The sequence below is a fragment of the Paraburkholderia sp. genome (assembly GCF_024281035.1).
In the GTDB taxonomy this organism is placed as follows: Bacteria; Pseudomonadota; Gammaproteobacteria; order Burkholderiales; family Burkholderiaceae; genus Paraburkholderia.
The window spans coordinates 23,745-50,009 of the sequence record NZ_JAMXLH010000020.1 but is presented as its reverse complement, the minus strand read 5'-3'; the positions used below and the strand labels follow the sequence as shown (position 1 = coordinate 50,009).

25 protein-coding genes are annotated in these 26,265 nt (G+C 63.0%); 12 read left to right on the top strand and 13 right to left on the bottom strand.

Translation table 11 applies throughout. The features are described 5' to 3' along the window. Positions 1–238: 238 nt before the first annotated feature. A complete protein-coding gene (locus Q0L30_RS04940; protein WP_296652004.1) occupies positions 239–1,450 on the top strand; it encodes a hypothetical protein in 1,212 nt (403 codons plus the stop codon). Between the two features lie 256 nt (positions 1,451–1,706). Here Q0L30_RS04940 and Q0L30_RS04935 read toward each other — a convergent pair whose 3' ends face one another. Both Q0L30_RS04935 and Q0L30_RS04930 read right to left on the bottom strand, forming a co-directional pair. Continuing rightward, positions 1,707–2,921 (bottom strand): acyltransferase, encoded by a 1,215-nt coding sequence (locus Q0L30_RS04935; protein WP_296651999.1) that lies wholly within the window; start codon positions 2,919–2,921, stop codon positions 1,707–1,709. Positions 2,922–3,081: 160 nt separating this feature from the next. Beyond that, on the bottom strand, positions 3,082–3,438 hold the full coding sequence (locus Q0L30_RS04930; protein ID WP_293035538.1) for an STAS/SEC14 domain-containing protein: 357 nt from the start codon (positions 3,436–3,438) through the stop codon (positions 3,082–3,084). Between the two features lie 563 nt (positions 3,439–4,001). Between Q0L30_RS04930 and Q0L30_RS04925 the strand changes: the two genes are divergently transcribed. Next, positions 4,002–5,624: an NAD(P)/FAD-dependent oxidoreductase gene (locus Q0L30_RS04925; RefSeq protein ID WP_296651988.1), complete on the top strand. Its 1,623-nt coding sequence runs from the start codon at positions 4,002–4,004 to the stop codon at positions 5,622–5,624. 202 nt (positions 5,625–5,826) lie between these two features. On the opposite strand, the gene Q0L30_RS04920 is transcribed toward Q0L30_RS04925, so the two are convergent. From Q0L30_RS04920 to Q0L30_RS04910, 3 genes are all read right to left on the bottom strand, one after another. Continuing rightward, positions 5,827–6,216: a Rid family hydrolase gene (locus Q0L30_RS04920; RefSeq protein WP_296651983.1), complete on the bottom strand. Its 390-nt coding sequence runs from the start codon at positions 6,214–6,216 to the stop codon at positions 5,827–5,829. Between the two features lie 78 nt (positions 6,217–6,294). Further along, positions 6,295–7,785 carry an amidohydrolase family protein gene (locus Q0L30_RS04915; protein WP_296651980.1) on the bottom strand — a complete coding sequence of 497 codons (1,491 nt, stop codon included), beginning with the start codon at positions 7,783–7,785 and terminating at the stop codon, positions 6,295–6,297. Between the two features lie 17 nt (positions 7,786–7,802). Beyond that, entirely contained in the window at positions 7,803–8,741 is a 939-nt protein-coding gene (locus Q0L30_RS04910; protein WP_296651978.1) for a MurR/RpiR family transcriptional regulator, read from the bottom strand. 131 nt (positions 8,742–8,872) lie between these two features. Between Q0L30_RS04910 and Q0L30_RS04905 the strand changes: the two genes are divergently transcribed. Beyond that, positions 8,873–10,165 carry an amino acid deaminase gene (locus Q0L30_RS04905; protein ID WP_296651973.1) on the top strand — a complete coding sequence of 431 codons (1,293 nt, stop codon included), beginning with the start codon at positions 8,873–8,875 and terminating at the stop codon, positions 10,163–10,165. 73 nt (positions 10,166–10,238) lie between these two features. Here the strand turns inward: Q0L30_RS04905 and Q0L30_RS04900 are convergent, their stop codons facing one another. Next, entirely contained in the window at positions 10,239–10,730 is a 492-nt protein-coding gene (locus Q0L30_RS04900) for a MarR family transcriptional regulator (RefSeq protein WP_296651970.1), read from the bottom strand. 49 nt (positions 10,731–10,779) lie between these two features. Continuing rightward, positions 10,780–12,375: an MDR family MFS transporter gene (locus Q0L30_RS04895; protein ID WP_296651967.1), complete on the bottom strand. Its 1,596-nt coding sequence runs from the start codon at positions 12,373–12,375 to the stop codon at positions 10,780–10,782. 153 nt (positions 12,376–12,528) lie between these two features. On the opposite strand from Q0L30_RS04895, the gene Q0L30_RS04890 reads away from it, so the two are divergent. The 3 genes from Q0L30_RS04890 to Q0L30_RS04880 are packed head-to-tail and all read left to right on the top strand — an operon-like array spanning position 12,529 to position 13,984. Continuing rightward, positions 12,529–12,825, top strand: coding sequence for a hypothetical protein (locus Q0L30_RS04890; RefSeq protein WP_296651964.1), 297 nt, complete (start codon positions 12,529–12,531; stop codon positions 12,823–12,825). Then, entirely contained in the window at positions 12,822–13,118 is a 297-nt protein-coding gene (locus Q0L30_RS04885; protein WP_296651957.1) for a type II toxin-antitoxin system RelE/ParE family toxin, read from the top strand. Before Q0L30_RS04890 ends, Q0L30_RS04885 begins: the two co-directional genes overlap by 4 nt. Next, complete coding sequence (locus Q0L30_RS04880; RefSeq protein ID WP_296651955.1) at positions 13,115–13,984, top strand: EcsC family protein; 870 nt, start codon at positions 13,115–13,117, stop codon at positions 13,982–13,984. The genes Q0L30_RS04885 and Q0L30_RS04880 overlap by 4 nt, the downstream gene beginning before the upstream one ends. Here the strand turns inward: Q0L30_RS04880 and Q0L30_RS04875 are convergent. The 5 genes from Q0L30_RS04875 to Q0L30_RS04855 all read right to left on the bottom strand — a co-directional run bounded on the left by Q0L30_RS04875 (position 13,954) and on the right by Q0L30_RS04855 (position 18,096). Next, positions 13,954–14,904, bottom strand: coding sequence for an alpha/beta hydrolase (locus Q0L30_RS04875; RefSeq protein WP_296651947.1), 951 nt, complete (start codon positions 14,902–14,904; stop codon positions 13,954–13,956). The two genes, Q0L30_RS04880 and Q0L30_RS04875, sit on opposite strands and share 31 nt — an antisense overlap. 51 nt (positions 14,905–14,955) lie before the next feature. Further along, a complete protein-coding gene (locus tag Q0L30_RS04870) occupies positions 14,956–15,390 on the bottom strand; it encodes a CHRD domain-containing protein (protein WP_296651944.1) in 435 nt (144 codons plus the stop codon). 526 nt (positions 15,391–15,916) lie between these two features. After that, positions 15,917–16,888 carry a threo-3-hydroxy-L-aspartate ammonia-lyase gene (locus Q0L30_RS04865; RefSeq protein WP_296651941.1) on the bottom strand — a complete coding sequence of 324 codons (972 nt, stop codon included), beginning with the start codon at positions 16,886–16,888 and terminating at the stop codon, positions 15,917–15,919. Beyond that, complete coding sequence (locus tag Q0L30_RS04860; RefSeq protein WP_296651938.1) at positions 16,885–17,532, bottom strand: PAS domain-containing protein; 648 nt, start codon at positions 17,530–17,532, stop codon at positions 16,885–16,887. Before Q0L30_RS04860 ends, Q0L30_RS04865 begins: the two co-directional genes overlap by 4 nt. A gap of 57 nt (positions 17,533–17,589) precedes the next feature. Continuing rightward, positions 17,590–18,096 (bottom strand): LEA type 2 family protein, encoded by a 507-nt coding sequence (locus tag Q0L30_RS04855; protein ID WP_296651935.1) that lies wholly within the window; start codon positions 18,094–18,096, stop codon positions 17,590–17,592. 362 nt (positions 18,097–18,458) lie between these two features. Here Q0L30_RS04855 and acpA point away from each other — a divergent pair, with 362 nt between their 5' ends. Next, complete coding sequence (gene acpA, locus Q0L30_RS04850; RefSeq protein ID WP_296651931.1) at positions 18,459–20,204, top strand: acid phosphatase; 1,746 nt, start codon at positions 18,459–18,461, stop codon at positions 20,202–20,204. Between the two features lie 53 nt (positions 20,205–20,257). On the opposite strand, the gene Q0L30_RS04845 is transcribed toward acpA, so the two are convergent. Further along, positions 20,258–21,067 (bottom strand): hypothetical protein, encoded by an 810-nt coding sequence (locus tag Q0L30_RS04845; RefSeq protein ID WP_296651929.1) that lies wholly within the window; start codon positions 21,065–21,067, stop codon positions 20,258–20,260. A gap of 18 nt (positions 21,068–21,085) precedes the next feature. Between Q0L30_RS04845 and Q0L30_RS04840 the strand changes: the two genes are divergently transcribed. The 5 genes from Q0L30_RS04840 (at position 21,086) to Q0L30_RS04820 (ending at position 26,258) form a co-directional block, all read left to right on the top strand. Beyond that, positions 21,086–21,208, top strand: a complete 123-nt coding sequence (locus tag Q0L30_RS04840) for a hypothetical protein (RefSeq protein ID WP_296651926.1) — start codon at positions 21,086–21,088, stop codon at positions 21,206–21,208. A gap of 315 nt (positions 21,209–21,523) precedes the next feature. Next, a complete protein-coding gene (locus Q0L30_RS04835; RefSeq protein ID WP_296652413.1) occupies positions 21,524–21,799 on the top strand; it encodes a DUF3761 domain-containing protein in 276 nt (91 codons plus the stop codon). Positions 21,800–22,241: 442 nt separating this feature from the next. After that, positions 22,242–22,784: a fimbrial protein gene (locus tag Q0L30_RS04830; protein ID WP_296651923.1), complete on the top strand. Its 543-nt coding sequence runs from the start codon at positions 22,242–22,244 to the stop codon at positions 22,782–22,784. Positions 22,785–22,825: 41 nt separating this feature from the next. Further along, on the top strand, positions 22,826–23,584 hold the full coding sequence (locus Q0L30_RS04825; RefSeq protein ID WP_296651921.1) for a molecular chaperone: 759 nt from the start codon (positions 22,826–22,828) through the stop codon (positions 23,582–23,584). A gap of 145 nt (positions 23,585–23,729) precedes the next feature. Then, positions 23,730–26,258, top strand: coding sequence for a fimbria/pilus outer membrane usher protein (locus tag Q0L30_RS04820; RefSeq protein ID WP_296651918.1), 2,529 nt, complete (start codon positions 23,730–23,732; stop codon positions 26,256–26,258). Positions 26,259–26,265: the final 7 nt, after the last annotated feature.

The following is a 26,265-nucleotide window of genomic DNA, read 5'->3' as shown; positions in this document are numbered from 1 at the left end:
GCAACGCCTGAAACGGTTCATGGGTGCTGAAACGCATTAACTCAAGACGCGAATAACGATTGCAAGCAAATGCACGCGTCCGTATGCACCTGAAAAGCGGCCACTGGCGGTTTTTAAAATCTGTCGCGTTGATCGTCTTACTCGTATGAAGATGTGACCATGGGTTGCGCACACCCAGCGGACTCCCTTCAGGAAAGGGAATCCGCCACGGCCGCAGAGCAAACGATGAGGTGAACCGATGCAAGCCGCTACCGCCGACCAGGTATCCAATGACTATGGCCTCGTGACCGCGAAGTTCCAGCAGATGTTCCGCGACCATACCCAGCATATGGCCGAAGCCGTCGGCACCGAGATGCACAACAGAGTCGTCGATCTCTTGCCCGCGGTCGCTCTGGCGGGAATTGCCGAAGGTGCGCGCCTCGGCCGGATGAAGGTTTTAGCCAATTACCTCAGCGGCAATGGCGCCGCGAACGCCGGTGCCGATCCGGCGGAGCGGGCCGATCTGCTGTGTCGCTTCAACACCGTATTCCAGAAGACCGAGAACTCGCTGCCTCTCGGTACGATGAACGTCGCCGTCCATCCCGCCTTCAACCTCCAGATGGTGCGTAGCCTCGTGGTGGAGTGGATGGACACGAACGCTCATACCGCGGCATGGTGGATCGCATATCGCACGGCCATCGCCGACGCGTGGCGAGTGATGGTGCAGTTGCGCGAAGAGGTGCTCGAAAAAGGCGGCGCAGCGACTTCGATCCATCTCACGATAGCCTTCCTGCACCAGCACATACTGCCCTTCACCAATTTGCGAGCGGCCAATGTGATGGCGATAGACCGGGCGCGCCGCTCCGCACCCGCCAACAGCGCGTTCGCCGGGTTTCCACAGTGGGGCGTAGGCAACTCGATTCCCAAATCGACCGCGACCAATCTGCGCAACCACTTTCTCAAGCATGTACTGGACGCTGATCCGCTAGGCCACGACCTGGACTGGAAGGACGAGCTTCGTCACTGGTGGGCCGAACTCGGCGTCACGCTGCGCCGCAGCGAGGCTGCCGGTTGGCTCAACCCGAATGGCATGGCCGCTGTCGCGGCCTTGTTCAACCCGGCCACTGGTGCGGCCAGCGCAAACGACACGCTGCCAATGAACCAGGTGCTGCCCTTTATCGCCGCACTGAAAGCGGGTGGCCACATGAACCAGCCCTTTAAAGACGGCATGTCAAACCGTTACGAAATACCTTACCGGGACCGTGCTCTGGCCGCCGGCCGCGCCATGACCGACAAGATGGTGCACTGCAACCGGGCAGACGCGAACACGGTGTTCGTCAGCGGTGCTGACGGCGACATCTTTGTCATAGCGCGCTTTGAGGGGCCGGTGCTGGGGATTTCGTCGTGTTACTTCGCGCAGGATCGCGCTGCCAAGCTGGCTGATCGCGTTCAGTTGTGGACCCTGCTGTAACTAAACCGATCATGCTGCGATGAATACGGCTATCCCGTCGCCGCAGCACGTCCCGGATAAAACGTTAAAGGCTCGTGGAAAACGGCTCCCGGATAGCCGGATTGTCTGAACTCCGAATGTAGCTTCTGGTCGCATGTCGACGGATGACGAGCGTCTCCGTGCGACCCGAAGCCGTTATACGAGCAATGAACTGGACAGCTTCAAAGCGGACGCACCGCAGGTGGGTCAGGTATGCCGGCCAATTTCGAGCGTGTCCTTATACCTTCTCATGCGCTTCGCCTCTCACTTCGCCTCTTTTACCCAATGATTCTGCAATTGCCTGGCTGGCTCGCTTTCCGAGCCGGCGCCCGCGTTCAATCATGGGGGACTCAAATCCAGCATAGATCAGTGCCGAAGTGGTACATAAAGCGAGCATGCCCGCAAGAGTCACCGCCCAGAACGCGGCAATGTTCGTTGTCACGAGCGGCTTAATAACCGAGTTATCGAACCCGATGGAAAATACAAATCCCTGGAGCAGGTAGATCCCATAGCTTGCATGTCCGAGTCGTGTAGCTGCGTTCGACGTCAAAAGGCCAAAGAACGTTGCGCCGTTGCAAATGAGCACAAAGACGATCGCGAGCGCAAGCGCCTGTCCAACGCTGTACGGCGCAGGATGGACTATAAACAGTCCGATCAATACTGCAGCAGAAATAGTCGACGCCACGGAGTCGCGCGGTATCGGTTTAATTCCAGCTTCACGCAGAGACGCACAAACTGCCCCCACCGCAAATAGTATCCAGTACTCGGAACTGTCGGATTTGACCGCAATAGTTCGAGCGAAGGCAATTCCGAGCAACACAAACGCGGCAGGCAGATGAAGGCGACGCCTGGCCAGAAAAGACGCCGGGAATAAAGCGAGGTAGAAACGCCACTCGTATTTCAAAGTCCATACGACGCCGGCAAGAATAATCCAGACGTTGCGATACCCGTTGAAGTCGTGACCGATCAAGAATCCAAAGCCATACCAATGCACGACGCTATTCACAAGTGAGCCAATCGGCTCACGCAGTTCAAAGCCGGTGCGCCAGAAGACTGTGGCCACCATCCCCGTTACGGCTATCCAGTAGACCGGGCCAATGCGAAAGACGCGCCCGATATAAAGCGCAGCCCAATCGATGTGGCCTTGTCGGGCCACAAGTTTTCCCCAAAAAAGGTACCCCGTTATCATGAAGAAGAGGCTGACGGCGACGCTGCCTAATTGTGCAAAGAATGGGTCTGCGGGCAACGTCCAGTTGCCGGTCGCCAGCCATGTCCTCGCTATTACCGCGTGGTGAAGCATCACGCTCAAGGCGAGGTATCCTCGAATTCCGTCGATCGTATTGACGCGTGACGCGCGCTGCGAAGTAGCCTCGTCGATGAACTTCCAGGCGGGCAGTGAGAAGCAGAGCGACACGACCAGCAGCGCGACTAGATAGGAGGCTATTGAAAACATGATGGCAGTAGGAGATGGCAGCGGCGAATCCTAGCACGGAGCACGGAGCACGCCATCGCGTGAGCTGGTTGCCACCTCAACCACCTGGCCTGAAAGAGGGCGTTCGTGACCGACCGCTTCTGGCCGACCTCTACCCAATGAGGCCAGCCGGAGACGACGTTCAGGCGTTGATCCAGGCTCGCGCCTGATCCAGTTCGTTGACGTGGAACGCCTTGATTTCAGCCTTTGTAAAGAACCGCGCCAGATGCATCGAGGCGTGAATCCATCTCGCGTCGGCCACCACGGCGGCACGCGAGACCTTGCGGGCGACGGAAACGCCGAGCGTCAAATCGGTCCACAGCGCCTTCGGCTCGATACCGCTGAAATGCTCAATGCGTTCGAGGACACGGGTTTTTCCGTTCACTTCAATATCGCCACGCATGCGCTCGATGGCTTCGCGCAGTTCGTGGTCAGTGATCTTGCCTTCGACGGATATTTCGACGACCGACGAATCGGGAGAGGTGTGGTACAGGATCATGGCAGGCCCCTTGGTCAGGGAGACGTTTCACGCTCAGGCACGGAAGCGCCTGGCGTTAGATGGCTTCCTCATGCTACCCCTTTCGACGCACCCGGTTAGCTTACGGGCACTGCAATACGACCCGCACCACGTCAAGCGAAACGACATGCGCAGCACGTCGCCACGATCCGTTTCCCGCTCTCGGCCGCATTTTTGCGCGGCATTTGAACCGAGGTGCTATGCTGCCCACCTTGAACAGCGAGGGTGGCTGCGCCCGCATGGCAAGGCTCTAGAACAAACCACTCGTTAGCACCGGCATAGTGGAGCGCTTTTCGCCTCGCCATAGTCCGAAGACGAAAAAATCTCCCCGAAATAAGGCTGGATTCAAGCTCGCATCCTGAAGTTGACCGCGTTGTTGGCCAAGTCGTCCGCCCCGGTCAGTTCACAGCTCCGAACACAGCTTTTTCCAGCGATGAATGGTTTGCATCCGAAATGCCTCCGTGGCGAACGACGCCGCGGCCAGCATACCGGTCCCTGCCTGTATTAACACCGCCACCGCCCGTGGCGACCGTATCCCAGTACCGATGTTACGTTTAAGCGAAATCAAACTCCCTCTCGATCATGCTGAAAGCGATCTCGACGCCGCGATTCGCGCGCGGCTCGCGGACCTCGGCATGGCGAAAGACGATCTCCTGCACTACACCGTGTTCCGCCGCGCGCACGACGCACGCAAGCGCTCGGACATCAAGCTGACGTATATCGTCGATGTCGAAGTCAAGGACGAAGCGGCTGCGCTCAAGCGAATCGCGGGCAAGCCGCATTGCGGCGTGACGCCCGACATGACCTACCGCTTTGTCGCGAAGGCCGACGAGCACTCTACCGCCCTGCGCCCGGTCGTGATCGGCATGGGGCCGTGCGGCGTGTTTGCAGGACTGATCCTCGCGCAGATGGGCTTCCGTCCCATCATCCTCGAACGCGGCAAGGCCGTGCGCGAGCGCACCAAGGACACTTTTGGCCTGTGGCGCAAATCCGTGCTCAATCCTGAATCCAACGTTCAGTTCGGCGAAGGCGGCGCCGGGACGTTTTCCGACGGCAAGCTGTACAGCCAGATCAAGGATCCCCACCACTACGGCCGCAAGGTGCTGGAGGAATTCGTCAAGGCAGGCGCACCGGAGGACATTCTTTATCTGAGCCGGCCGCACATCGGCACGTTCCGCCTCGTCAGCATGGTGGAAAAAATGCGCACGACCATCGAGCAACTCGGCGGCGAAGTGCGCTTCGAAACCCGGGTCGACGACATCGAAATCGATCAGGGCAAGGTCCGCGCGCTCAAGCTCTCGAACGGGGAAACACTGCGGTGCGACCACGTCGTGCTCGCCGTCGGCCACAGCGCGCGCGACACCTTCCAGATGCTGCACGATCGCGGTGTTTTTATCGAAGCCAAGCCGTTCTCGCTGGGCTTTCGCATCGAGCATCCGCAGGGCCTCATCGATCGCGCCCGCTTCGGCAAGTTTGCGGGCCACAAGCAACTCGGCGCAGCCGACTACAAGGTGGTCCACCACTGCAGTAACGGCCGGGCGGTCTACAGCTTCTGCATGTGCCCTGGCGGCACGGTGGTCGCGGCAACCTCCGAGCCGGGCCGCGTCGTCACCAATGGCATGAGCCAGTATTCCCGCGCCGAGCGCAACGCGAATGCGGGCATCGTCGTCGGCATCACGCCCGAAGACTACCCCGGCGGTCCGCTCGCCGGCATCGCGTTCCAGCGCAAATGGGAAGAGCGTGCCTTCGAACTCGGCGGCGGCGACTACAGCGCGCCGGGACAGCTGGTCGGGGATTTCATCGCGGGCAGGCCGTCGACGTCGCTCGGCAAGGTCGTGCCGTCGTACAAGCCGGGCGTGCGCCCGACCGATCTCAGCACCGCGCTTCCCGACTATGTGATCGAAGCCATCCGTGAAGCACTGCCCCAGATCGACAGGAAGATCGCAGGCTTCGCGATGCACGATGCCGTGCTCACCGGCGTGGAAACGCGCACTTCGTCACCAATCCGGGTTCGGCGCAATGACGATTACCAAAGCGTGAACGTCGAAGGTCTGTATCCGGCTGGCGAAGGCGCGGGATATGCGGGCGGTATCTATTCGGCCGCCATCGACGGCATTGAAGTGGCGCAAGCGTTGGCACTCAGTCTGACGTCGGCGCACGCGTCCTGATGTGTCGGGAAGGATCGGCGCGCGAAGGTTCGCTGGCTGAGTGAAGCCAGGCTTTCGAATGTTCGAATATGGCGGCGGATTCAGCCGCCTTTGCCGTGTTTCCCGGCAATCGGCAATGCACCAAATAAAAAGCGGCCCTTGAATCAATCAAGGGCCGCTTTTGCTTATCTGCGTGACGACGCGGCATGCCGCGCCCGTGCGCTTACTTCCCGGCGGGCGCTTTATAAGCGACGCAGTCGATCTCGACCTTGCAGTCGACCACCATGCTCGACTGCACGCATGCGCGTGCGGGCGGATGCTCGCCGAAGTACTCGCGAAACACCTTGTTGAAAGACTGGAAGTCGCGCGCATCGTCGAGCCAAACACCGCAGCGCATGACATGTTCGGCGCCGTAGCCCGCTTCCTTCAGGATCGCGAACAGATTCTGGATCGCCTTGTGCGACTGCTCGACAATCCCGCCGTTGATTATTTCGCCGCCTTCCATCGGCGTCTGTCCCGATACGTACAGCCAGCCGTCGGCTTCTACGGCGCGCGCGAATGGCAGATGCTGTCCGCCCTGTCCTTTGCCGCCTTCCGCTCCAATTCGCTTCATCGTTTGCTCCTTGCAGATCATCCGGCGCGCGCGACGCCGTCATGGCTAACGCGCGCGCCGAGGTTCAAGATTCGTGGTTTAAAACATCGTCGCCGACGCGGCTTGCGCCTCAACCTCACGCGCGCCGCGCGCGACAAACTGGCCCGCGCGCTCGCCGGTCGGCCGGCCATCGCGGTATGACAGCACGCCGTTCACCCACACGGCGTCGATGCCGTCGGCCACCTGCTGCGGCGCGTCGAATGTCGCCGTGTCGCGCACCGTTGCCGGATCGAACAGCACGAGGTCGGCATGCCAGCCTACGTGCACCTCGCCGCGCTGAGTCAGTCCGAAGCGCCGCGCGGAGAGGCTCGTCATCTTGCGCACCGCCTCTTCGAGCGGGATCAGCGCGGCCTCGCGCACGTAGTGGCCGAGCACGCGCGGGAACGCGCCCCATAGCCGCGGATGCGGCAAGGGATCGTTCGGCAGGCCGTCCGAGCCCACCATCGTCGCCGGGTGCGCGAGGATGCGGCGCACATCGTCCTCGGACATGTTGTGGTACACCGCGCCCGCCGGTTGCAGGCGTCGGGCCGCTTCCAGTTGCGTGACGCCCCACGCTGCCGCGATGTCCTTGATGAGCTTGCCCGTCTGTTCGGGATGCGGCGTGGACCAGGTGATCGTGATGTCGATGTCGCCGCTCACCTGCTTGAGATCGAGTGTCGACGAACTGCGGCTGTACGGGTAGCAGTCGCAGCCGACCGGCTGGTACTTGCGCGCGCCTTCGAGCGATGCGAGCACTTGCGCGCTGCGCCCCCAGTTCGACGGCCCGGCGCATTTCAGGTGCGAGATGACGACCGGCACGCGCGCGTGGCGGCCGATGTGATACGCCTCGTCCATCGCGTCGAGAATCGCATCGAACTCGGTGCGCATGTGCGTCGTGTAGAGCGCGCCCGCGGCTGCGAGCGGCTCGGCGAGCGTGGCGACTTCCTCGGTCGACGCCTCATAGGCCGAGCCGTACGCGAGCCCGGTCGACAGCCCGAGCGCGCCGTGCGCGAGCGCGTCCTCGAGCTGCGTGCGCATCGCGGCGATTTCGGCGGGCAGCGCCGCGCGCATGAGGTCGTCCATGTGGTTGTTGCGCAGCGCGGTGTGGCCGATCAAAGCGCCGACGTTGACGGCGGGCCTGGCGGCGTTCACGGCGTCGACGTACGCGGAAAAGGTCGGATAGCGGAACGCGTCGCGCTCGCCGAGCAGATTCATCGGATCGGGCGGATCGCCCTTGAGCGTGACGGGCGACGCGCTGATTCCGCAGTTGCCGACAATCACGGTCGTCACGCCCTGGCTGATTTTGGGCAGCATCTGCGGCGAGCGGATCACGTGCGTGTCGTCGTGGGTGTGCACGTCGATGAAGCCGGGCGCGAGGGCGCGCCCGTTGGCCTCGATCACTTCCTCGGCGAGCCAGTTCGTGAGGTTGCCGATGGCGGCGATGCGGCCGTGGCGCAATGCCACGTCGCGTTCGAGCGGCGGCGCGCCGGTGCCGTCGTAGAGCTGGGCGCCGACGATCAGCGTATCGGCGGCTTCAGGATGCGAATGCATGTGGTTCTCCTGTTGACTCAATCCCCCACCGGCTGACGTTCCCCGCCACCGCGATGCGCATCGAGCGTGTGCTTCATGCGGCGCAGCAACTCGCGCGTCCGCTCGGGTTGCGCAAGCGCCAGTTCGGTCGCGAGCACGTCCAGCGCCATCATCATCGCGTATCGCGATGACGATGGTTTGTAGATGAAATCGGTCTCGCTCGCGACGATCGGCACGAGCCAGTCGGCCAGCATGGCCAGCGGCGAAGCGGGCGCCGTAAGCGCAATCACCTTCGCGCCGTAATCGCGCGCGATGCGGCAACTGTCGAGCAGCTCCGGCACGCGCCCCGTCACGGAAAGCGCCACAACCACCGTCTCGTTCGACATCGTGCTCGCCACCATGCGCTGGAGCACGCTGTCCTGATAGGACGCCACCGGACAGCCAAGGCGCACGAGGCGAAAGCGCAGTTCGTCGGCGAGCGCCGTGGAGCCGCCGCCCATGCCGAACACGTAGATCATGCGCGCGTCGCGCAACGCCGCGGCGGCCTGCGCAAACGGAGCCTCGCGCAGCAGTTCGTGGTGGCGTGCGAGTACGGTGTAGATATCGTCGAAGACACGCGTGACGAGCGCCTGCGGCTCGCCATCCTCGCCACGCCGCTCGCGCTTGCCGCGCTCGCCGCTCTCACCGCCCGCAGCCGCGCCGCTGTGCAAGAACCGCTCGCCCACGGCGGCGGCCTGCGCGAGCCGCAGCTTCAGTTCGCGCACGTCCTCGCAGCCCACCGCCTTCGCAAAGCGCGTCACGGAGGCGACGCTCACGCCGGCGCGCCGCGCCAGCTCGCCGATGCTCGCGCGCGCGGCGCTCGCCAGATCGTCGAGGATCAGTGCGGCGACCTCGCGCTCGGCCGGCCGCAACGTGCTCGCACAGCCCGCGATACGCGCGACGATATCGAAACGACTTGATTCTGCGGCAGAATTCATGGAAACGGACATCGGCGAACCGAACGGCCGCACGCTGTTAGTTAATAACAAATCGAAAATAAACAGTACGTCGCGTACTATCGCACAGATAACGCCAAACCTCAGTCAGCAGTGCAATGGAGCAAGGGTAAATGAAAGTTACAAACTATCTCAGTTCGACGATTGACCCGAGCAGCAAGGGCCTCGGCAACGTGCCGGGCGCAAGCGTGCCGCTCGCGGACGCCGCCCGGCTCGACTGGAACCTGCTGAATGAAGACGTGAGCCTGCCCGCCGCCGTCCTGTATTCGGACCGCGTCGAACACAACCTGAAGTGGATGCAGGATTTCGTCACGCGCTACGGCGTGAATCTCGCGCCGCACGGCAAGACGACGATGGCGCCGCAGATCTTTCGCCGCCAGATGGAAACCGGCGCGTGGGGCATCACGCTCGCGACGGCGCATCAGACGCGCATGGCGTATCGCGGCGGCATCTCGCGCGTGCTGATGGCCAATCAGCTGGTCGGGCGCCACAACATGGCGATGATTGCCGAAATGCTCACCGATCAGGATTTCGAGTTCTTCTGTCTCGTCGATTCCGTGCAAGGCGTCGAGCAACTCGGCGAGTTCTTCAGCGCGGCGGGCCGCAAGCTGCAGGTGCTGCTCGAACTCGGCGTGCCGGGCGGGCGCACCGGCGTGCGCGACGCGCAAACGCGCGAGGCCGTGGTCGAGGCGATCAAGCGCTATCGCGGCACGCTCAGGCTCGTGGGCGTCGAAATCTACGAGGGCATCCTGAAGGAAGAAAGCGACGTGCGCGCGTTCCTGCGCGAAGCGGCGAACATCACGCAGGAACTGGCCGCCGCGGGCCGCTTTGCGCGCATGCCCGCGCTGCTCTCCGGCGCGGGGTCGGCCTGGTACGACGTGGTCGCCGAGGAATTCGCCCCGCTGTCGAAGGCCGGCGTGGTCGACGTCGTGCTGCGTCCCGGCTGTTACGTGACGCATGACGTCGGCGTGTACAAAGAGGCGCAATCGCAGATCCTCACGCGCAATCCGATTGCGCGCGAAATGGGCGTCGCGCTGCTGCCCGCGCTGCAACTCTGGGCCTACGTGCAGTCGATTCCCGAGCCGGGCCGCGCGATTATCGGCTTCGGCAAGCGCGATGCGGCGTTCGACGCAGGCTTTCCCGAACCGTCGCGTCACTATCGCCCGTCGCGCGACCGCGCAAACGGCGCCGCGCCGCGCGAGATCGACGCGAGCGAAGGGTGGAAAGTGTTCCAGATGATGGATCAGCACGCCTACATGCAGATCCCCGCCGATGCCGATATCGCGGTCGGCGACATGATCGCGTTCGACATCTCGCACCCTTGCCTCACGTTCGACAAGTGGCGTCAGGTGCTGATGGTCGATCCGTCGTATCGCGTGACGGAAGTGATCGAGACGTTTTTCTGATTTTTGCCGGTAGCGCGCGGGCACCGCTCAAGCAGCACGCCGCGATGCCCGCCCGCATCGCTGCCGTCAGGCGTCAGGCGCAGCCTGGCGCCTCGTTCGCAGCAGTCGCGGCAGCCCCGGCGTGCGTGGCGCACGCGCCGCCCGCCGCCTCGCCGATGCGCGCCTCCATCATGCCGAGCGCGCCCGAAAGCGCGGCGAGCGCATCGTCGGGAATCGACATCGTCAGGTTCAGGAATGCGTTGCGGCGCGGCAGCGCCGCTTCGGTCGCGGCACGCCCCGCTTCGGTGAGCTTCACGTTCGTGATGCGGTTGTCGCGCGCGTCGGCGCTGCGCGCGATCCAGCCGAGCGACTCCAGCAGCTTCAACTGCCGCGTGAGCGCGCCCGGATCGACGCGCAGATGCTCGACCAGTCGCTTTTGCGACGACTCGCCATTGCTCTGGTAAAGCGCAAGCATGATCCGCCAGCGCGGCAGCGGCTGGCCCACCTGCGACTCGAACGCCGCCATGAACGCGCGATAGGTCCGTCCGAACTGGTGGACGATGGCGATGCGGTCCTGTGTATCCATCTCGTGTCTTTGGCCTCTGCGGTTTTGCGGCGGGCCGGAAACGGCCGCCTCAATCCGCGTGAATGACGGGCTCGATTTTGCGATTCAGGCTGATGTGCGGCACCCGCCGGGTCTGCCAGATCGAGACGAGCGCGATCACGGCCGCCACGGCAATACCCATATGAATCGCCCCGACGAGCGCTTCGCGCGCCGATTCGAGCAGCAGCGCGCCATTGTGCCCCGCGTGGGTCAACTCGCCTAGCAGGGTGGACTGTGCGTCGCGGTTGATGAGAATCTGCGGATCGGCGAGCTGGGGCAGCCAGTGCGTGGCGTGGTCGGCATCGAGCGCGCTGCGCACGCCGCTCTTGTAGAGGTGCGTGACCATCGTGCCGGTCAGCGCCGTGCCGATCATGCCGCCGATCATCCGCAGCGACTGCAACAGCGCCGTCGCGATGCCGAGGTGCTCGCGGCCCGCCGTCTGCTGTGCGAACACGGTGAGATTCGGCATGACGAAACCGAGCCCGAGTCCGCCGACGATCATCAGCGCCATCAGCAGCGGGCGCGGCGTGGTGTGGGTCGCGACGACCACGGCCAGGCACGCCGCCGCCAGCATCGTGAAGCCGATATACAGCATGATGTTCGGATTGCGGATGCGCGAAACGATGCGGCCGTTGGCAATGCTGCCGATGGTGATGAACACGACGAGCGGCGTGATGACGACGCCCGCCTCCTTCGGCGACATGCCGAAGCCGCCCTGGAACAGCAGCGGCGCATAGAAGAGCAGCGAGAACATCGAGAAGCCGCCGAGCACCGCAAGCGTGAAGAGCGCGTTGAGGCTCGGGTTGCGGAACATGTCGACGGGCAGAATCGCCTGCGGCGCGCGGCGCTCCCACTGCCACAGCGCCCACGCGGCGGCGGCGGCCACCACGAGCAGCGCGGCGGTCGTCAGGCTCACGCCATGCCGAGGCAACAGTTCGACGAAAAGTTGCGTGCTGCCGAGCGCGAGCGCGATGAGCAGCGCGCCCGGCCAGTCGAGCCGCATGCGCGCCTTATGCGCGACTTGCCGCAGATGTGGCAGATAACGCCAGACGAAAACCAGCGAAATGAACCCGACCGGCAGGTTCACGTAGAACACCGAGCGCCAGCCGTAGTACTGGGTGAGAAAGCCGCCCAGCGACGGCCCGACCGCATTGGCAATGCCGAACGCCGAACTCATGAGCACCTGCCAGCGCAGGCGGACGACCGAATCGGGGAAGAGATCGGGAATGCAGGCGAATGCGGTGCCGACCAGCATGCCGCCGCCGATGCCCTGCAAGCCGCGCGCGATCACGAGGAACAACATGCTGTTGGCCGCGCCGCACAGCACCGAGGCGCCCGTAAAGACGACGATCGACGCAATCACGAACGGCTTGCGCCCGTAGTAATCGCCGAGCCGTCCAAAAACGGGGACGGTGATGACCGAGGTGAGCAGATACGAGGTCGCGACCCACGCGTACAACTCGAAGCCGTGCAGTTCCGAGACGATGGTGGGCAGCGCGGTCCCGACGACGGTCTGGTCGAGTGCGACCAGCATCGTCACGAAAGACACGCCGAGCATCGCCAGCAGCGACTCCCGGAATGGCAAAACCTGCCCGCTTGAGTGGTGGGCGCCACGGTGAACTGCCATTTTTGATTCAGCAATGATTGATGCGGCAAAGAATGTGCATCGTATCACGATGCGATCCTTTACACTGGGCGCTCACGCGCGACGGCACAACCATAAAAGCGTGTCGGCGATGTGCTACGCTGCACTACGCGTGTAACACATGAGGGCAGCGCCATGAGCGACGCAACCTTTACGTTCCGGGTCGATGAGGCCCTGAAAACCGAGTTCTCCGCAGCAGCGAAGGCCCACGACCGCACCGGCGCGCAACTCCTGCGCGACTTCATGCGGGACTACGTGAAGCAACAGCAGGAGGCGCTGGAAGGGGCCGAATACGACGCGTGGCTGCGCGCCAGGGTCGAGCAGTCGCGTGCCTCGGCCGACGCCGGCAATCTGGTGCCGGCTGCCGAAGTCGAAGCCGGTTTCGCAGCGCGCCGCGCTGCGACACGTCGCCGGCTCGATGCGTCGAAGTGACAAAACTGTTCTGGACGCCAGAGGCGATACAAGACCGTGAGGACATTTACGACTACATCGAGGCCGACAACCCGACAGCCGCGCTCGACCTCGATGAGCTGTTCGAGGAAAAAGCCGCGCTGCTGGTCGATCATCCGAACGTCGGCCGGCCCGGTCGTGTGCCCGGCACGCGCGAGCTGGTCGCCCACCGCAACTACCTGGTGATCTACGACGTGGCCGACGGTCTGGTGCGCGTGCTGAACGTCGTACATGCAGTCCGCCAGTGGCCACCCGTTCGGGAGCAGGCAGCATGAACGAATTCCTGTCGCCCAAGGTTCGCACGGAACTGTCCGAGGCCGATCTGCTGGCGCTGCGCCGCGCGAAGCACGAACTCGAAAGTCCGCCGCTCGGCATGAAGCTCGCGGCGCTCGTCGGCGCGCCGATCGAGAAGATGATCGCGAAACTGCCCGCGCTCGCGAGCGACAAGGTGAACGAAGCGACCCAGGCCGCGCTGCGCCGCTGCCTGCAAATCGCGCTCAAGACGCTCGGCAAGGCGGGCCCCGCCAACGGCACGCCGGGCGACGCCGCGGGCTCAGTCGTGCCGGCCGCGAAGCCGAGCAATCTGCTGCACAAGTTCGCGGTGGCGACCACCGGCGCGGCGGGCGGCGCGTTTGGCCTCTTCGCGCTGCCGGTCGAACTGCCGGTCACGACCACGCTGATGTTCCGCTCGATCTGCGACATCGCGCGCAGCGAAGGCGAAAATCTCACCCATCCCGATGCCCAGCTTCAATGCCTGACCGTGTTCGGTATGGGCGGACGTTCGGCCGTCGACGACGAAGCCGACTTCGGCTACTTCATCGTGCGCGGGGCGCTCGCGCAGGCGGTGTCGAGCGCGTCGGCGGAAATGGCGACGAAGGGCTTTGCGGCGCATGGATCGACGGCGCTGCTCAGGCTCATGCAGACCATCGCCACGCGTTTTTCCGTGCAGGTCAGCGAGCAGGTCGCCGCTAAATCGATTCCGGCCATCGGCGCGGTGCTCGGCGCGATGGTGAACACGGTGTTCATCGATCACTTCCAGCACGTCGCGCACGGCCACTTCACCGTGCGGCGGCTCGAACGCCGTTATGGCGGCGACGCCGTCAAGGCCGCTTACGACGCGATCGACGTCTCGCTCGACTGAGGTCCGGGCACGTCAGCCGCGGCGGTGACGCGTTGCATGAAGCGCGCCGCGTCGTCGAGCGCGCGCCGCGCTTCCGGCATGAACGGCGCGTAGATCGGCCAGATGTGCGGCAGGCCGCGCGCGATCTCGCAGTCGACGTGCACGCCTGCCGCGCGGGCACGCTCGGCGACGCGGCGCGTGTCGTCGAGCAGCACCTCCGTGCTGCCCGCCAGCATGAAAAGCGGCGGCAGGCCGTGCAGGCTCGCATGTAGCGGCGACGCATACGGATCGGTCGCGCTCGCCCCGCCGAGGTAGAGCGGCGCCACGCGTGCGAACACCTCCCCCGTAAACATCGGATCGCGCCCGTCGTTCTCGCGAAGCGACGCGCCGGTGCACGCGAGATCGGTCCACGCCGAAAACAGAACCGCGCCTGCCGGCAACCGGTCGCCGGCATCGCGCAGCGCGACGAGCGTTGCGAGCGCAAGGCCTCCGCCCGCCGAATCGCCCGCGATCACGATCGACTCGGCACGCCGGCCCGCGGCGAGTATCTGGCGATACGCGGCGAGCGCATCGTCGAGGGCGGCGGGGAACGGATGCTCGGGCGCGAGGCGGTAGTCGAGCGAGAACACGTCGGCCTGTGCGCGCGGCGCAAGACCGAACGTGATCGTGCGATGTGATTTCGGCGAGCAGAAGTAGTAGCCGCCGCCGTGGAGGTAGAGAACGGTGCGCGGCGCGCCTGCAACGCGCAGCAGCCACTCGCCGCGAAGCGGCGCATCGGCGGCGTCGTATTGTTCGCGCAGCCGGAAGCCGCCTGGCGGACCCGGCGTCCAGACGCGTTTTGCCGTGTGCGCACGCACGCGCGCGACGTCGATTGGCTCGCGCGTCGCGGGCAGGAAGCGGTTCCGCAGATACCAGCGGACCAGCGCGTTTTGCCAGCTCATCGGCTCAAGCTCCGGTGAGCAGCGCCGCGCACGGAATTAACGCGTGCACGCTCAATTGGACGGCAACACCTGGCCGCGAATTTCTCCGGGCGGATTCGCCGCCGTATGAACGTTGAAGTACCACTGGCCCGCCAGGAGATCGGCGGCCTGCTTGTCGTTGAGCGTCGCAGCGCCCTTCATCGGGCTCGCCAGTTCCGATTTTGCAATCCCTATCTGCACGTTCGCGTTCTGGCCGACAGGCGCCGGACCGTGGAAGTGCGCGGACGTGACCGGGCTCGACAGGTCTGCGTACGTCACGGTCCATTGGAGCGACTTCGTCGACGTGTCGAAGGTGGCATCGACCGTGCCATGGCCGCGGCTCACGCGCGGCGGGACTTCGCTGGACGGCTGGAGATTGGCTTTGAGTGCGACGGTATCGGCAAATGCGGCGCTCGATGCGAGGACACACAGGGCGAGAGCGAACTGCAAGGGACGAAGCGCAAACATAAAAATTCTCCGTTGTTGTGGTGCGCCGCACCGAACACCAGGCGCCGCGCATTCACATGCTAGAGCAAATTATGAGACAACGCCCGCGCGGCCCCGGCGAGGCGCCACGGCGCGCGGCTCCTGGCATCGAGGTGAACTCGACGCCGCTCATCGACCGCAATATGCGCGCCCGCTGCCCGCCCTGGACTCTTCTACCCACTAGCGTGTCGCCCAATACGCACCAATACGCCCCAATACGCGCTGAATGATTGGCTGCGCGGCCAACCATTTCGGAAAACAGACTGAATCTGCGCAACCGATTCCCAACACTTCGTGAAACGGTAATTTGAGTGATTCTGTCTCGATCTCGTCCGTAACTGTCTTTAAGCTACGTATTGCGAGAAGCGACTCTTCCCCTAAGGGTCTCCAACCTTGTGCGCGGCTTCGGCCGCGTTTTTTTTGCTCCGTTTCAGCCGGATTTCGCTCGACTCCCGTGCGAATGCCGTCTGCTGCGCGATGCAATCAGGCAGCGCGCAGCGCCTGTCGCTCAATGCTGCGCGCCGATCAGTTCCGAGAATCGCTGCAAGTCGACGTTGCCGCCCGACACGACGATCCCCACGCGCTTGCCGCGCACATCCAGCTTGCGTTCGAGCACCGCAGCCGCCGCGAGACAGCCGGTCGGCTCGACGACGATTTTCATGCGGCTTGCGAAGAACTTCATCGTCTCGACGAGTTCCGCATCGCTCACGGTGACGATCTCGCTCACGCGCTCGCGAATCACCGCGAACGTGTACTGACCGAGATGCTGCGTCTGCGCGCCATCGGCGATGGTCTTCGGCGTATCGATATGAACAATCGAGCCTGACTGCAGGCTGCGCTTGCCATCGTCGCCCGCTTGCGGTTCCACGCCGACCACCGTGCATGCGGGCGCGAGCGCGTGCGCCGCCGTCGCACAACCCGAGAGCAGGCCGCCGCCGCCGAGCGGCACGAACAACATGTCGAGCGCGCCGGTTTCCTCGAAGAGTTCTTTCGCAGCCGTGCCCTGCCCGGTCATCACATGCGGATGATCGTAGGGCGGAATCAGCGTGAGGCCGCGCTCGGCGGCGAGGCGCTTGCCGAGCGCCTCGCGATCTTCGGTAAAGCGGTCGTAGAAGATGACTTCGCCGCCATAGCCGCGCGTCGCCGCGACCTTGATGGCGGGCGCGTCGTTCGGCATCACGATCACCGCTTTCACGCCGAGCAGTTGCGCCGAGAGCGCAATAGCCTGCGCGTGGTTTCCCGACGAGAACGTGATGACGCCGCCCGCCTTTTGCTCGGGCGTGAACTGGGCGATTGCGTTGTACGCGCCGCGAAACTTGAACGCGCCGATGCGCTGAAAACTCTCGCATTTGAAGAAGAGTTCCGCGCCCGCGCGTTCGTTGGCAGTGCGCGACGTGAGCACGGGCGTGCGGTGCGCGACGCCGCCAATGCGCGTGTGCGCGGCGACGACGTCTTCGAAGGTAATCGGCAGGGTGCTCATGATCGGTGTTCCGGTGGCAGGTAGGTATAGACGGTGGAGCGCGCGACGCCGAGCGTGCGCGCCACTTCGGAAAGCGCGTGGCGCAGGTTCAGCGCGCCGCTTTCGGCCAGTTCGCGCACGGCTTCGCGGCGCTGCACGAGCGTGAGGCCGATGGGCGTGGTGTTGTGCGCGGCGGCGTAGCGTTCGAGGCTCGCGCGGACATCGTCGAGCTGGCGCGGCGCAAGCGTTTCGGCGACGGGCGCGCCGACCGGATCGGTCTGCATCAACCGGCCGAGGCTCGCGGTCACGGCGCCGAGCAGCGAAACGTCCATATTCAGGCAGATGGCGGCGACATACTCGCCCGCGCCGTTCCTCAGGCCAATCGAGGTGCTCTTCGCCGGGCGGCCATCGGGAAAGCGGTTCGGATAGTTCTGCACGACCTCCGGAAAGCCGGGATCGGTGATGCGCGCAAGGCCGAGTTCGGTGGTGGCGTCGCCGACCTGGCGGCCCGAAAGATTGTTGGCGATGGCGACAACGGACTGTCCGGGCTGCGTCAGATCGTGCAGCACCACTTCGACAAGCGGCGCGAGCGTCTCGCCGAGCGCTTCGACAATCTTGCGCGCCTCGCGCAGCAGGAGCTGGGTTTCGCAGTCAGGTTTGATCATGAGTGACATTTTGACGATTTTCGACAAAATGTCAAACGCAGCGTGTTTTTTACGCGCTCACGGACCCATCAAGCTGTTCGTTGGCAGCGACAGCGTGCCCTTGTCGACGAAGCGCACGCCGCCGCCGATGCCGCCCGCCAGTCGTCCATGGATCACATAGGGAACACCGCCCGCCTGCACGCCGCCCGCAAAGGCGAAGGCCTGGCGCACTGCGGCAAAGGCCGGAATGGTCAGGGGCACCTCGATCACCGTTTCGCCGAATCGAGGCACGACGCCGCTCTGATCGCTGACGCCGCTGGCAAAGGATCGATCGTTCAGATCGAGGTTCAGCGACACGCCGCTGTAGGCGACAGGAGCATCGTTGGGATTCTGGACGCGCAATTTCACGTTGAAGCGCATCTCCAGCCCGGCGCCCGCGAGCGGTTCGATGCCCGCCACGCTGACCCGCAGCGGCTCCTGGCCCGTCAGCCCCGCACAGCCGCTGAACCAGATGAAGAGGCAAAGGATCGTGCAGAAGAGGCGAACAGAGAGGCGAACCGAGCGCACCGCATCAAGGGCAGACATGGCGTCGTCCGAAGAGGATTGGGGCGCCGATCAGTGTAGCGTGTTTGCCCGGTCGGGCCTTCACATGGCGGCGGCGCGTCTGTCGGCGGCGCCTGGCCATCGGGTAGGATCGCGGGTGATGGCGATGCGGGTTCCAGTTCCACGTTGGGCGTGCCGAGCATCCCGACTGTCCGCGTAGCGGAAGGCGACTGCAGGGCAACCGCAGTGCGACCGCAGGGCTCAACGTCATGGAAATGTCACGACCGATACGCAAAGATATGGCCCCGACTGGCGTCTGACGGGCGAGCGCCTTCAGACGCGATCACGCGATGCCGCGCCCCGCGCGAACCCGTTCAATCCTTTTCCTCACCTTTGGACCTGCGATGAAAGACCGCGAACCACCCGCCTCTCCTGCCGTGAATGAAGAAGCCGACGCTGCGCAGGCACCTGAGCGCCCGAGCCGCCGCCACTTTCTCGGCGGGGTTGCCGCGGTGGCCATGGGAGGCGGACTGGGCGCCTGTGCCATGCCGCCGTCGCACGACGCCGCAGTAACAGGCGCCGCAGCAGGACCGCAATACGATCGTGCGCTGCGCTCGAAGGTCAAAACCGTCGTCGTGATCTACGCGGAAAATCGCAGCTTCAACAATCTGTTCGGCGATTTCCCCGGCGTCCAGCATCCGCTTTCGAGCGTCAAACCGGAACACTACGTGCAGCGCGACCGCGACGGCTCGACCGTCCTGCCGCAACTGCCGGCCGTGCCGGGCGGCTGGCTGCTGAAAGACCAGACTGTGGACGGCGTCAGCTACAAGGCCGGCGTTCAATTCCAGACCAGTCTGCCGAACGCGCCGTTCGCCCTGAAAGGCCCGGCTGGCGAGTATCTGCCGCTGTCGCTCGTGACCCACGATCTGTGGCACGTGTTCTATCAGAACCAGATGCAGATCAACGGCGGCAAGAACGACATGTTCGTCGCGTGGGCCGATTCGGCGGGCTTCACGATGGGTCACTATGCGAATGCCAGCTACGACCTGCGGCTGTGGGATCTCGCCAGCCAGTACGTGCTGTGCGACAACTTCTTTCAGGGTGCGTTCGGCGGCTCGTTCCTGAACCATCACTATCTGATTGCGGCCACGCCGCCCGTCTATCCCGATCCGGCCCACAGCATCGCGAAGTTCCAGATTGCGGAGACCGTCAGCGGACGCCCGGACGATCCGAACCTGAAACCGCTCGCCGTCTCGCCGAAGAGCGCAATGGATGGCATTCCGAAGTTCGGCCCGAGTGCGCTGACGCCGCCGGAAACGCTCGCGGACGGCCGCACGCTCAGCTACGCGGTCAACACGATGATGCCGCCGTTCGCGCCCACGCCCTACAAGGTCGGCGCGAACGGCATGGTCGATTTCACGCAGGACAGCAACGCGATGGCGGTGCCGCCGCAAACGCACGAAAATATCGGCGACAAGCTCAACAAGCGCGGCATCGGCTGGGCGTGGTATGCAGGCGCGTTCCAGCAGACCATCGACATGCACGGCAAGAACACGAACGACGGTACGCCGCTGATCCCGAACTTCCAGTATCACCATCAGCCGTTCAACTACTACGCGAATCTCGGCCCCGGCACGGCGGCGCGCGCGAAGCATCTGCGCGACGGCGGGCTCGGCGACGACGAGTCGACCAACCGTTTCCTCGCCGATGCCCGTGCCGGCCGCCTTCCGGCTGTCACGTTCTACAAGCCGCAGGGCAACCTGAACATGCACGCGGGCTACGCGGACGTCGCATCGGGCGACCGCCACATCGTGCACGCGGTGAAAGCGCTCCAGGCCAGCCCGCAATGGGAAAACATGGTCGTGGTGATCACGGTCGACGAGAACGGCGGCTGGTGGGATCACGTCGCCCCGCCGAAGGGCGACCGCTGGGGACCGGGCACGCGCGTGCCGGCGCTCGTGGTTTCGCCGCTCGCGAAGAAAGGCTATGTCGATCACACCGTGTACGACACAGCGTCGATCCTGCGCCTGATTACGCGTGTGTTCGACCTCGAAACGCTCGATGGCCTTCGCCTGCGCGACGCCGCGATGCAGGAACGCGGGCAAGCGGGCATGGGCGATTTGACCAACGCGCTCGATCTGTCGTCGTGAGTTGATGCGCCTGGCGCCGGGCGCGGCTCAAATAAAGCACCCCAAAGGTCGGATCACGGTCCGACCTTTGGGGTGCGATTCCTCGGCGATAAATGCAGCCACGACATCAGCTTGGCCCGGCTTTCCGAGCACAACAACCACCTGTCGGTATCGGTCCAGTGATCGGACAGGATGGGCATCTCTGACAGATCACGAGCCCCCGTCTTTATCTCGCGAACATCGAATACTTTATTTACGCGTTCGAGCAGATCGGCATACTTGCGCTTGCCAACGCCGCCGATGAGCATGAAGTCGTGAATTTCAACGATAACGTGTGCATCTCGCAAGGTATAAAGGCACTCCTCCGTCAGAACATCGAATTCCCCTGATTCGATGTCCACCAAAACGACGGATTTAGAAAAATCCACTCCGGAAGCGAAAAGGCCCTGCGCAAAATATTGCGTGGCCTCGCCGTAGATATGCACTTTTTCGGAGACTCTGTTAGCCGCCGCGATCTCCCGAAGATTTTCGCGGCTCTCATTCGAAATCTCAAAACAACGAGACTCCGCGTACTTTCCCACCGCAACCATACCGACAGCGTAGAACCCGTCCGCGCCGCCGAGATCGACCAGCGTGTTTCGCGATTCGCTGAGTTGATCGAGGAGACTGCAGACTTCCTGTTCATACAAGCCAAGTAGCTTTGCGCTGTTGTCGGAAGCGCGCCATGTCGCCCGGTTGCCTATGTTGAAGCCCGCCAGGGGACCGTGCTGAACGATTCCTTTGGTGACGTCCATCAGGCGATTCATCAAGAAAAATCGCCGGAGCTCCGCGCCGTCTCTCGTCATTTTGTCCAGCAGGGAAAGCGCATCTTCGTGATTCAACATGTCAGGTAGTCCACATTGATGAGAAAGAACCCACCGCTGCGCCGCTACGATTTGCGCGAGATGTTCAGCAAGGCGCGCAAGGCGGTGGACAAGTTGGAGAAACTGCTCGCAGTACACGTGAAACCGACCTACGAACAGTAGCGCGCAGATCGAAGAACCAGCACCTTGTCTGGCCGGAATTTCGTAGTATTCCCCGTGCCCATGCCCCGTTTATTCTGCATCCCTTAGCAAACTCCGGGCAGCCAAGCTTCGTCACTCTCGGGCACCTTACACGGCGAATTAAACCGGACCATCAGACAGCGACTATGGAAAGCGATACCTCCACGTCTTCAATGGGCGTAGCATGACGCTCGTTGAGTCGGGCCGCGGGCGAGCCGGACGTGCGAGTGAAATAAAACCAGAACGGGGAAGAGAATAATGGGGATCAGCCTCAGTGGTAGCAGCAATGCCGCATCTATGCTTGCCGCAGTCCGTTGCTGCAGCCTCGTGGCATTGCTGGCGCTCGCGAGCGCCGCCCACGCCTACCAGCCCTCCTCTCCCGACGAGTCTCAACTCCAGGAGCACGGTCACTACGTGAACCGCGACGGGCACGAAGTGCATTCGCCGGCTCACTCCCGAAACGGCGGCGTGCCGGCCGGTGCCACCGCAAGGTGTCGCGACGGGACGTACAGCTTCAGCCAGCATCGCTCGGGCACCTGCTCGCGTCATCGCGGTGTCGCGGAGTGGCAATAGAGACGGGTTGGAATCAGGAATTAACACTCACCAAATTATTTTGAATATCTCGATTAGCGCGTTTAAATAAACAGAAGCATCAGCCCCTAATAAATACCGCTCAATTCGACCACAAAAAAGACCGTCGCACCCCGTTTTAGCACGGCCGATTAAATCAAGATAACTCAGCTTGTACCTAAGCCGCTGACGCGGCAGATCAGGCATTGGGCCGCCAGCCTCCGCTGCCTTCGGCCCTCCGGCAGCGCCCAAACCCGCGTCTTACGATTAACCTTCTTTCACATTACATTTTGTAAATCTCTGTTACTATACGCTCCGAGTTGACAGAGGCCGGTCTAATGGGATCGCTGCACGACGCCTCTGAGATATTCAAATTAAGTAATGCGAACTTTATGGAATTGGGTTTTCTCGCAGTCCATTCCAACCCTCATTAATAGGCACCCTCATGAAGAAGACACTCATCGCGCTGGTCGTTGCCGTCGCTCCGATCCCGGCTGCGTTTGCAGCAAGCGGAAACACGATCAACTTCGTCGGCGAAGTCACGGACCAAACCTGTAACGTCGCGATCAACGGCTCGAACGCCAATCCGACTGTGCTGCTTCCGACCGTTTCGGCATCCGAACTGGACACGGCAAATAAGGTCGCCGGCAAGACGAACTTCACCATCAGCGTGAGCGGCTGCAAAGCGGAGACGGCGGATAAGGCAATCAAGACCGTGTTCGTCGGAAACCAGCTCTCGGGCGGCAATCTCCAAAACACGGCGACGGGTACCAGCGCTGCCACACTAGTGGCGCTGCAACTGTTCGATCCCGCCAAATCGAGCGCGCCGTTCGATCTGAGCAAGGGCGGCCACACCGCGTCCGGCCTCACGCTGAAGAAGGGCGAGGAAAATGCATCGTACGATTTCGCCGTCCAGTACTTCTCTGAAGGCAAAGCCACGGCCGGTGCGGTGAACGGCAACGTGCAGTACATGCTTAGCTATCAGTAAAAGCTGTGTCACACAAAAAACAGATACGTCGGAGAGGCGCTGTGGGGCGGGTCAGTTCAAATGTGTCGCTTGCGATCGCACTGCTCGCTTCCAGCGTTTTCGCGGGAACGGCCTGGGGCAGCGTCGTGCTGCCCCATTCCCGTGTGATCTACAACGGGAGTGCGAGCGAGCAAACACTCCGGTTGACGAACCGCGACGAGACCCCCAGCGTGATGCAAGTCTGGGTCGATACAGGGGACGCCAGTTCCACCCCGACTACGGCGAACGCGCCTTTTGTCGTGAGTCCGCCGGTCTTCCGTATCGAACCGAACAGTGGTCACGCGGTGCGGCTCGTGTTCGTCGGTGAAGCCTTGCCGAAGGATCGAGAGACGCTGTTCTATCTGAATACGTTGCAGATTCCGTCCGTGGGCGCGAGCGTCGCGGACAGAAACAGGATGACCCTGCTGCTGCGCAACCGGATCAAGCTTTTTTATCGTCCGGCTGAAATCGTGGGCGATCCGGCGCTGGCACACGAAACGCTTGGTTTTCATTTCACCGCAGGTAAAGCAGGGAGCGAAAAAATAGTTGCAGATAACGGGTCGGGCTATTACGTATCGCTCGTCGAGGGAAAACTTAAGTGCGGCTCACACACTGCGACATTCGAACCCGACATGATCGCGCCGCACTCAAGCCGCGAATGGAGCGTAAAGGGAAATTGTCCACTCAACGGGGAAATCGTCCATGTTAGTGTTCGATATATTGACGATTACGGCGCAGTCAGGGATGCAGAATATAAAGCTGCAATCCCCGACCTGAAATGAGATGTCTTATAGACGACATCCCAAACGCACATCCTCACGTCGGTCAGTCAAGAAGAAAGTCCTGCTCCGTTCGTCCCTGTTTTGCGCCACATTCGCACTCTTCACCACGACAAGTCACGCGGTAAGTGTAGCAGCGCCAAACGATGTGCCCTCGTCCAATGACTCGCCCGACGCTTTCGGTTTCGACAGTTCGCTGCTGGTCGGATCGCCGATTGGCGTGGCCGATATTGAGCGCTTTAATAAGCCCAATACGGTCGAGCCGGGTGAATATCGGGTTGACATTTACGTCAATAAAGTTTTTCTGGCGAGTCAGGCAGTCGAGTTTCGCCGGGAGGACAACGACGATGAGGTTCGCCCGTGCCTGAGCGACGCGCTTCTGGAATCGAGTGGTGTAATCGTGCGCAGCGAGAACGCAGGCGCCGCCGTTGGACAGCAGCCATGCGCACCGCTCGCGACACGCGTGCCCGGTGCGTCCGCAACGTTCAATCTGCCGCACCTGCGTCTCGACCTCGACGTACCGCTCAATCAGATGAAGCGCACGGCACGCGGCGCAGTCGATCCGGCCAACCTCGACGCTGGCCGGACGATGGGATACGTCAACTATGACTCGAACTACTACACGGCGTCGACCACCCGGAATCTCTTTCACTCGCTTTATGTCGGAACCCAGTCCGGCATAAACGTCGGGCTGTGGCGCCTTCGCGAGCAGGGTACGCTCACCTACTCCGGCGGCTCCGGGCGGAACACCACCACCTGGAACAATATCCGCGCGTACGCCGAACGGCCGCTGGTTTCGATCGGCAGCAAGCTCGAACTGGGTCAGAGCTATACGAATAGCCTGCTCAGCCCGGTCGCCTATACCGGCGTTCATCTCGAATCGGACGAGCGGATGCTGCCCGATTCGATGCTCGGCTATGCGCCCACCGCCAAGGGTATCGCCCGGACCAACGCACGTGTGGTCGTGAGCCAGAACGGCAACGTGATCTATCAGACGACGGTCGCACCCGGTCCGTTCGTGATCGACGATCTCCAGCCGACCGGCTATTACGGCGATCTGGTCGTCCGCGTGTATGAAGCCGACGGTCAGGAATCCTCGTTCAAAGTACCGCTCCTGGCCGCCGTCACTTCGCTGCGGCCTGGCATGTGGCGCTACGGCATCACACTGGGCCGGGTGCGGCAGATCGAAGGCGCAAAAGCCGTGTTCGCCGATCTCGCCTATGAACGCGGATTGACCAACACGCTCACGGTCAATGGCGCCTTGCGTGTGGCCACGGGCTATCAGTCGGCGCTTGTCGGCGCTGTGCAGGGCACGTCAGTCGGCACGTTCGCCGCTAATGTCATATGGTCGAATGCGTTCGACGAAACCGGCAAGCGCGTGCATGGCTGGCAGACCACCCTCAGCCACAGCCATACGCTGCAGCCGACGCATACGACATTTGCCGTGACAGCATACCGTTACTCGTCCAGCGGCTATCGCGACCTGCTCGATGCGCTCGGCGCGCGCGCCGCCTACCAGGATGGCCGGACCTGGCGATCGAGCACCTACCGGCAACGCGATCGCCTCACTGCGAACATCAACCAGGGCCTTGGCCGCTACGGCACCGTGTTGTTGTCCGCATCGGCAAGCGGCTACTACAAATCGAGCTCGCGCGACACGCAGTATCAGATCAGCTACAGCAACCACGTCAAGTCGATCGACTACGCGATTTCGGTCGTCCGCCAGCGCTATCTCTCGCTCGACAGCAGCAGCGACCCTGTTATCGGCAGCGGCTCGCCCTTCGTCGCGCGCCGGACGTACCGCGGCGATACGGCGGTCATGGCGACGGTCTCCATTCCGCTCGGCCGGAGTTCGCGCTCTCCGACCGTTTCCAGCAGCATCGCCAGCGGCAGCAATCGAGGCGCGTCTTATCAAGTGTCCATGAACGGCGCGATCGGCGAAACGCAACCGTTGAGCTATGGCGTAAATGTTGCGGGTACAACGGAAGGCGGGCAACCGACTGTGAGCGGCGCCTTGCAGCACAACTTCTCCGCGGTTCAGGCCGGCGTGAGCGCATCGCAAGGCAGCGGTTTCTGGCAGGCAGGCGCGAATCTACGCGGCGCGGCCGTCGTGCATGCGGGTGGTGTGACGTTCGGGCCGTACCTGAGCGATACGTTCGGGCTTGTCGAAGCAAAAGGCGCGGAAGGCGCAACGCTGCGCAACGCAAACGGTGTGAAGGTCAATCGCTCCGGGTACGCGATCGTGCCGTCACTCACGCCTTACCGGAACAACGACGTCGCACTCGACTCGAAGGGCATTCATCACAAAGCCGAGCTGACGACGAGCGAGGTTCGTGTCGCGCCGTATGCCGGGGCGGCCGTGTTGCTGAAGTTTGCGACGCGAACCGGCCACGCCGTGCTCATTCGCGCGAATACGTCCGAAGGGTTACCGATTCCGCTCGGCGCGAACGTGATAGACGCCACCGGTACGACGATCGGGATTGTCGGCCAGGGAAGCCAGGTCTATGCGCGCGTGCCCGATACGCAAGGGACGCTGATCGCCGAATGGGGCGGCCAGTCGACAGATCGTTGCACGATCGACTATCGGCTGGATGCAGCGCAAACCAGCCTGGCGATTGCCCGTCTTGACGGCCAGTGCGTATCGCCGCCGCAGACGAAATTCGTTGCGAAAAAATAAAACGCCC

Bases quoted from the DNA above. Each gene is read 5' to 3' on its own strand.
- acpA (WP_296651931.1), top strand. From the start codon at position 18,459: ATGAAAGACCGCGAACCACCCGCCTCTCCTGCCGTGAATGAAGAAGCC.
- Q0L30_RS04940 (WP_296652004.1), top strand. From the start codon at position 239: ATGCAAGCCGCTACCGCCGACCAGGTATCCAATGACTATGGCCTCGTG.
- Q0L30_RS04845 (WP_296651929.1), bottom strand. From the start codon at position 21,067: ATGTTGAATCACGAAGATGCGCTTTCCCTGCTGGACAAAATGACGAGA.
- Q0L30_RS04930 (WP_293035538.1), bottom strand. From the start codon at position 3,438: ATGATCCTGTACCACACCTCTCCCGATTCGTCGGTCGTCGAAATATCC.
- Q0L30_RS04925 (WP_296651988.1), top strand. From the start codon at position 4,002: ATGTTACGTTTAAGCGAAATCAAACTCCCTCTCGATCATGCTGAAAGC.
- Q0L30_RS04875 (WP_296651947.1), bottom strand. From the start codon at position 14,904: ATGAGCTGGCAAAACGCGCTGGTCCGCTGGTATCTGCGGAACCGCTTC.
- Q0L30_RS04900 (WP_296651970.1), bottom strand. From the start codon at position 10,730: ATGGATACACAGGACCGCATCGCCATCGTCCACCAGTTCGGACGGACC.
- Q0L30_RS04840 (WP_296651926.1), top strand. From the start codon at position 21,086: ATGAGAAAGAACCCACCGCTGCGCCGCTACGATTTGCGCGAGATGTTC.
- Q0L30_RS04830 (WP_296651923.1), top strand. From the start codon at position 22,242: ATGAAGAAGACACTCATCGCGCTGGTCGTTGCCGTCGCTCCGATCCCG.
- Q0L30_RS04860 (WP_296651938.1), bottom strand. From the start codon at position 17,532: ATGATCAAACCTGACTGCGAAACCCAGCTCCTGCTGCGCGAGGCGCGC.
- Q0L30_RS04870 (WP_296651944.1), bottom strand. From the start codon at position 15,390: ATGTTTGCGCTTCGTCCCTTGCAGTTCGCTCTCGCCCTGTGTGTCCTC.
- Q0L30_RS04880 (WP_296651955.1), top strand. From the start codon at position 13,115: ATGAACGAATTCCTGTCGCCCAAGGTTCGCACGGAACTGTCCGAGGCC.
- Q0L30_RS04855 (WP_296651935.1), bottom strand. From the start codon at position 18,096: ATGTCTGCCCTTGATGCGGTGCGCTCGGTTCGCCTCTCTGTTCGCCTC.
- Q0L30_RS04895 (WP_296651967.1), bottom strand. From the start codon at position 12,375: ATGGCAGTTCACCGTGGCGCCCACCACTCAAGCGGGCAGGTTTTGCCA.
- Q0L30_RS04865 (WP_296651941.1), bottom strand. From the start codon at position 16,888: ATGAGCACCCTGCCGATTACCTTCGAAGACGTCGTCGCCGCGCACACG.
- Q0L30_RS04935 (WP_296651999.1), bottom strand. From the start codon at position 2,921: ATGTTTTCAATAGCCTCCTATCTAGTCGCGCTGCTGGTCGTGTCGCTC.
- Q0L30_RS04920 (WP_296651983.1), bottom strand. From the start codon at position 6,216: ATGAAGCGAATTGGAGCGGAAGGCGGCAAAGGACAGGGCGGACAGCAT.
- Q0L30_RS04905 (WP_296651973.1), top strand. From the start codon at position 8,873: ATGAAAGTTACAAACTATCTCAGTTCGACGATTGACCCGAGCAGCAAG.
- Q0L30_RS04835 (WP_296652413.1), top strand. From the start codon at position 21,524: ATGCTTGCCGCAGTCCGTTGCTGCAGCCTCGTGGCATTGCTGGCGCTC.
- Q0L30_RS04890 (WP_296651964.1), top strand. From the start codon at position 12,529: ATGAGCGACGCAACCTTTACGTTCCGGGTCGATGAGGCCCTGAAAACC.
- Q0L30_RS04910 (WP_296651978.1), bottom strand. From the start codon at position 8,741: ATGAATTCTGCCGCAGAATCAAGTCGTTTCGATATCGTCGCGCGTATC.
- Q0L30_RS04915 (WP_296651980.1), bottom strand. From the start codon at position 7,785: ATGCATTCGCATCCTGAAGCCGCCGATACGCTGATCGTCGGCGCCCAG.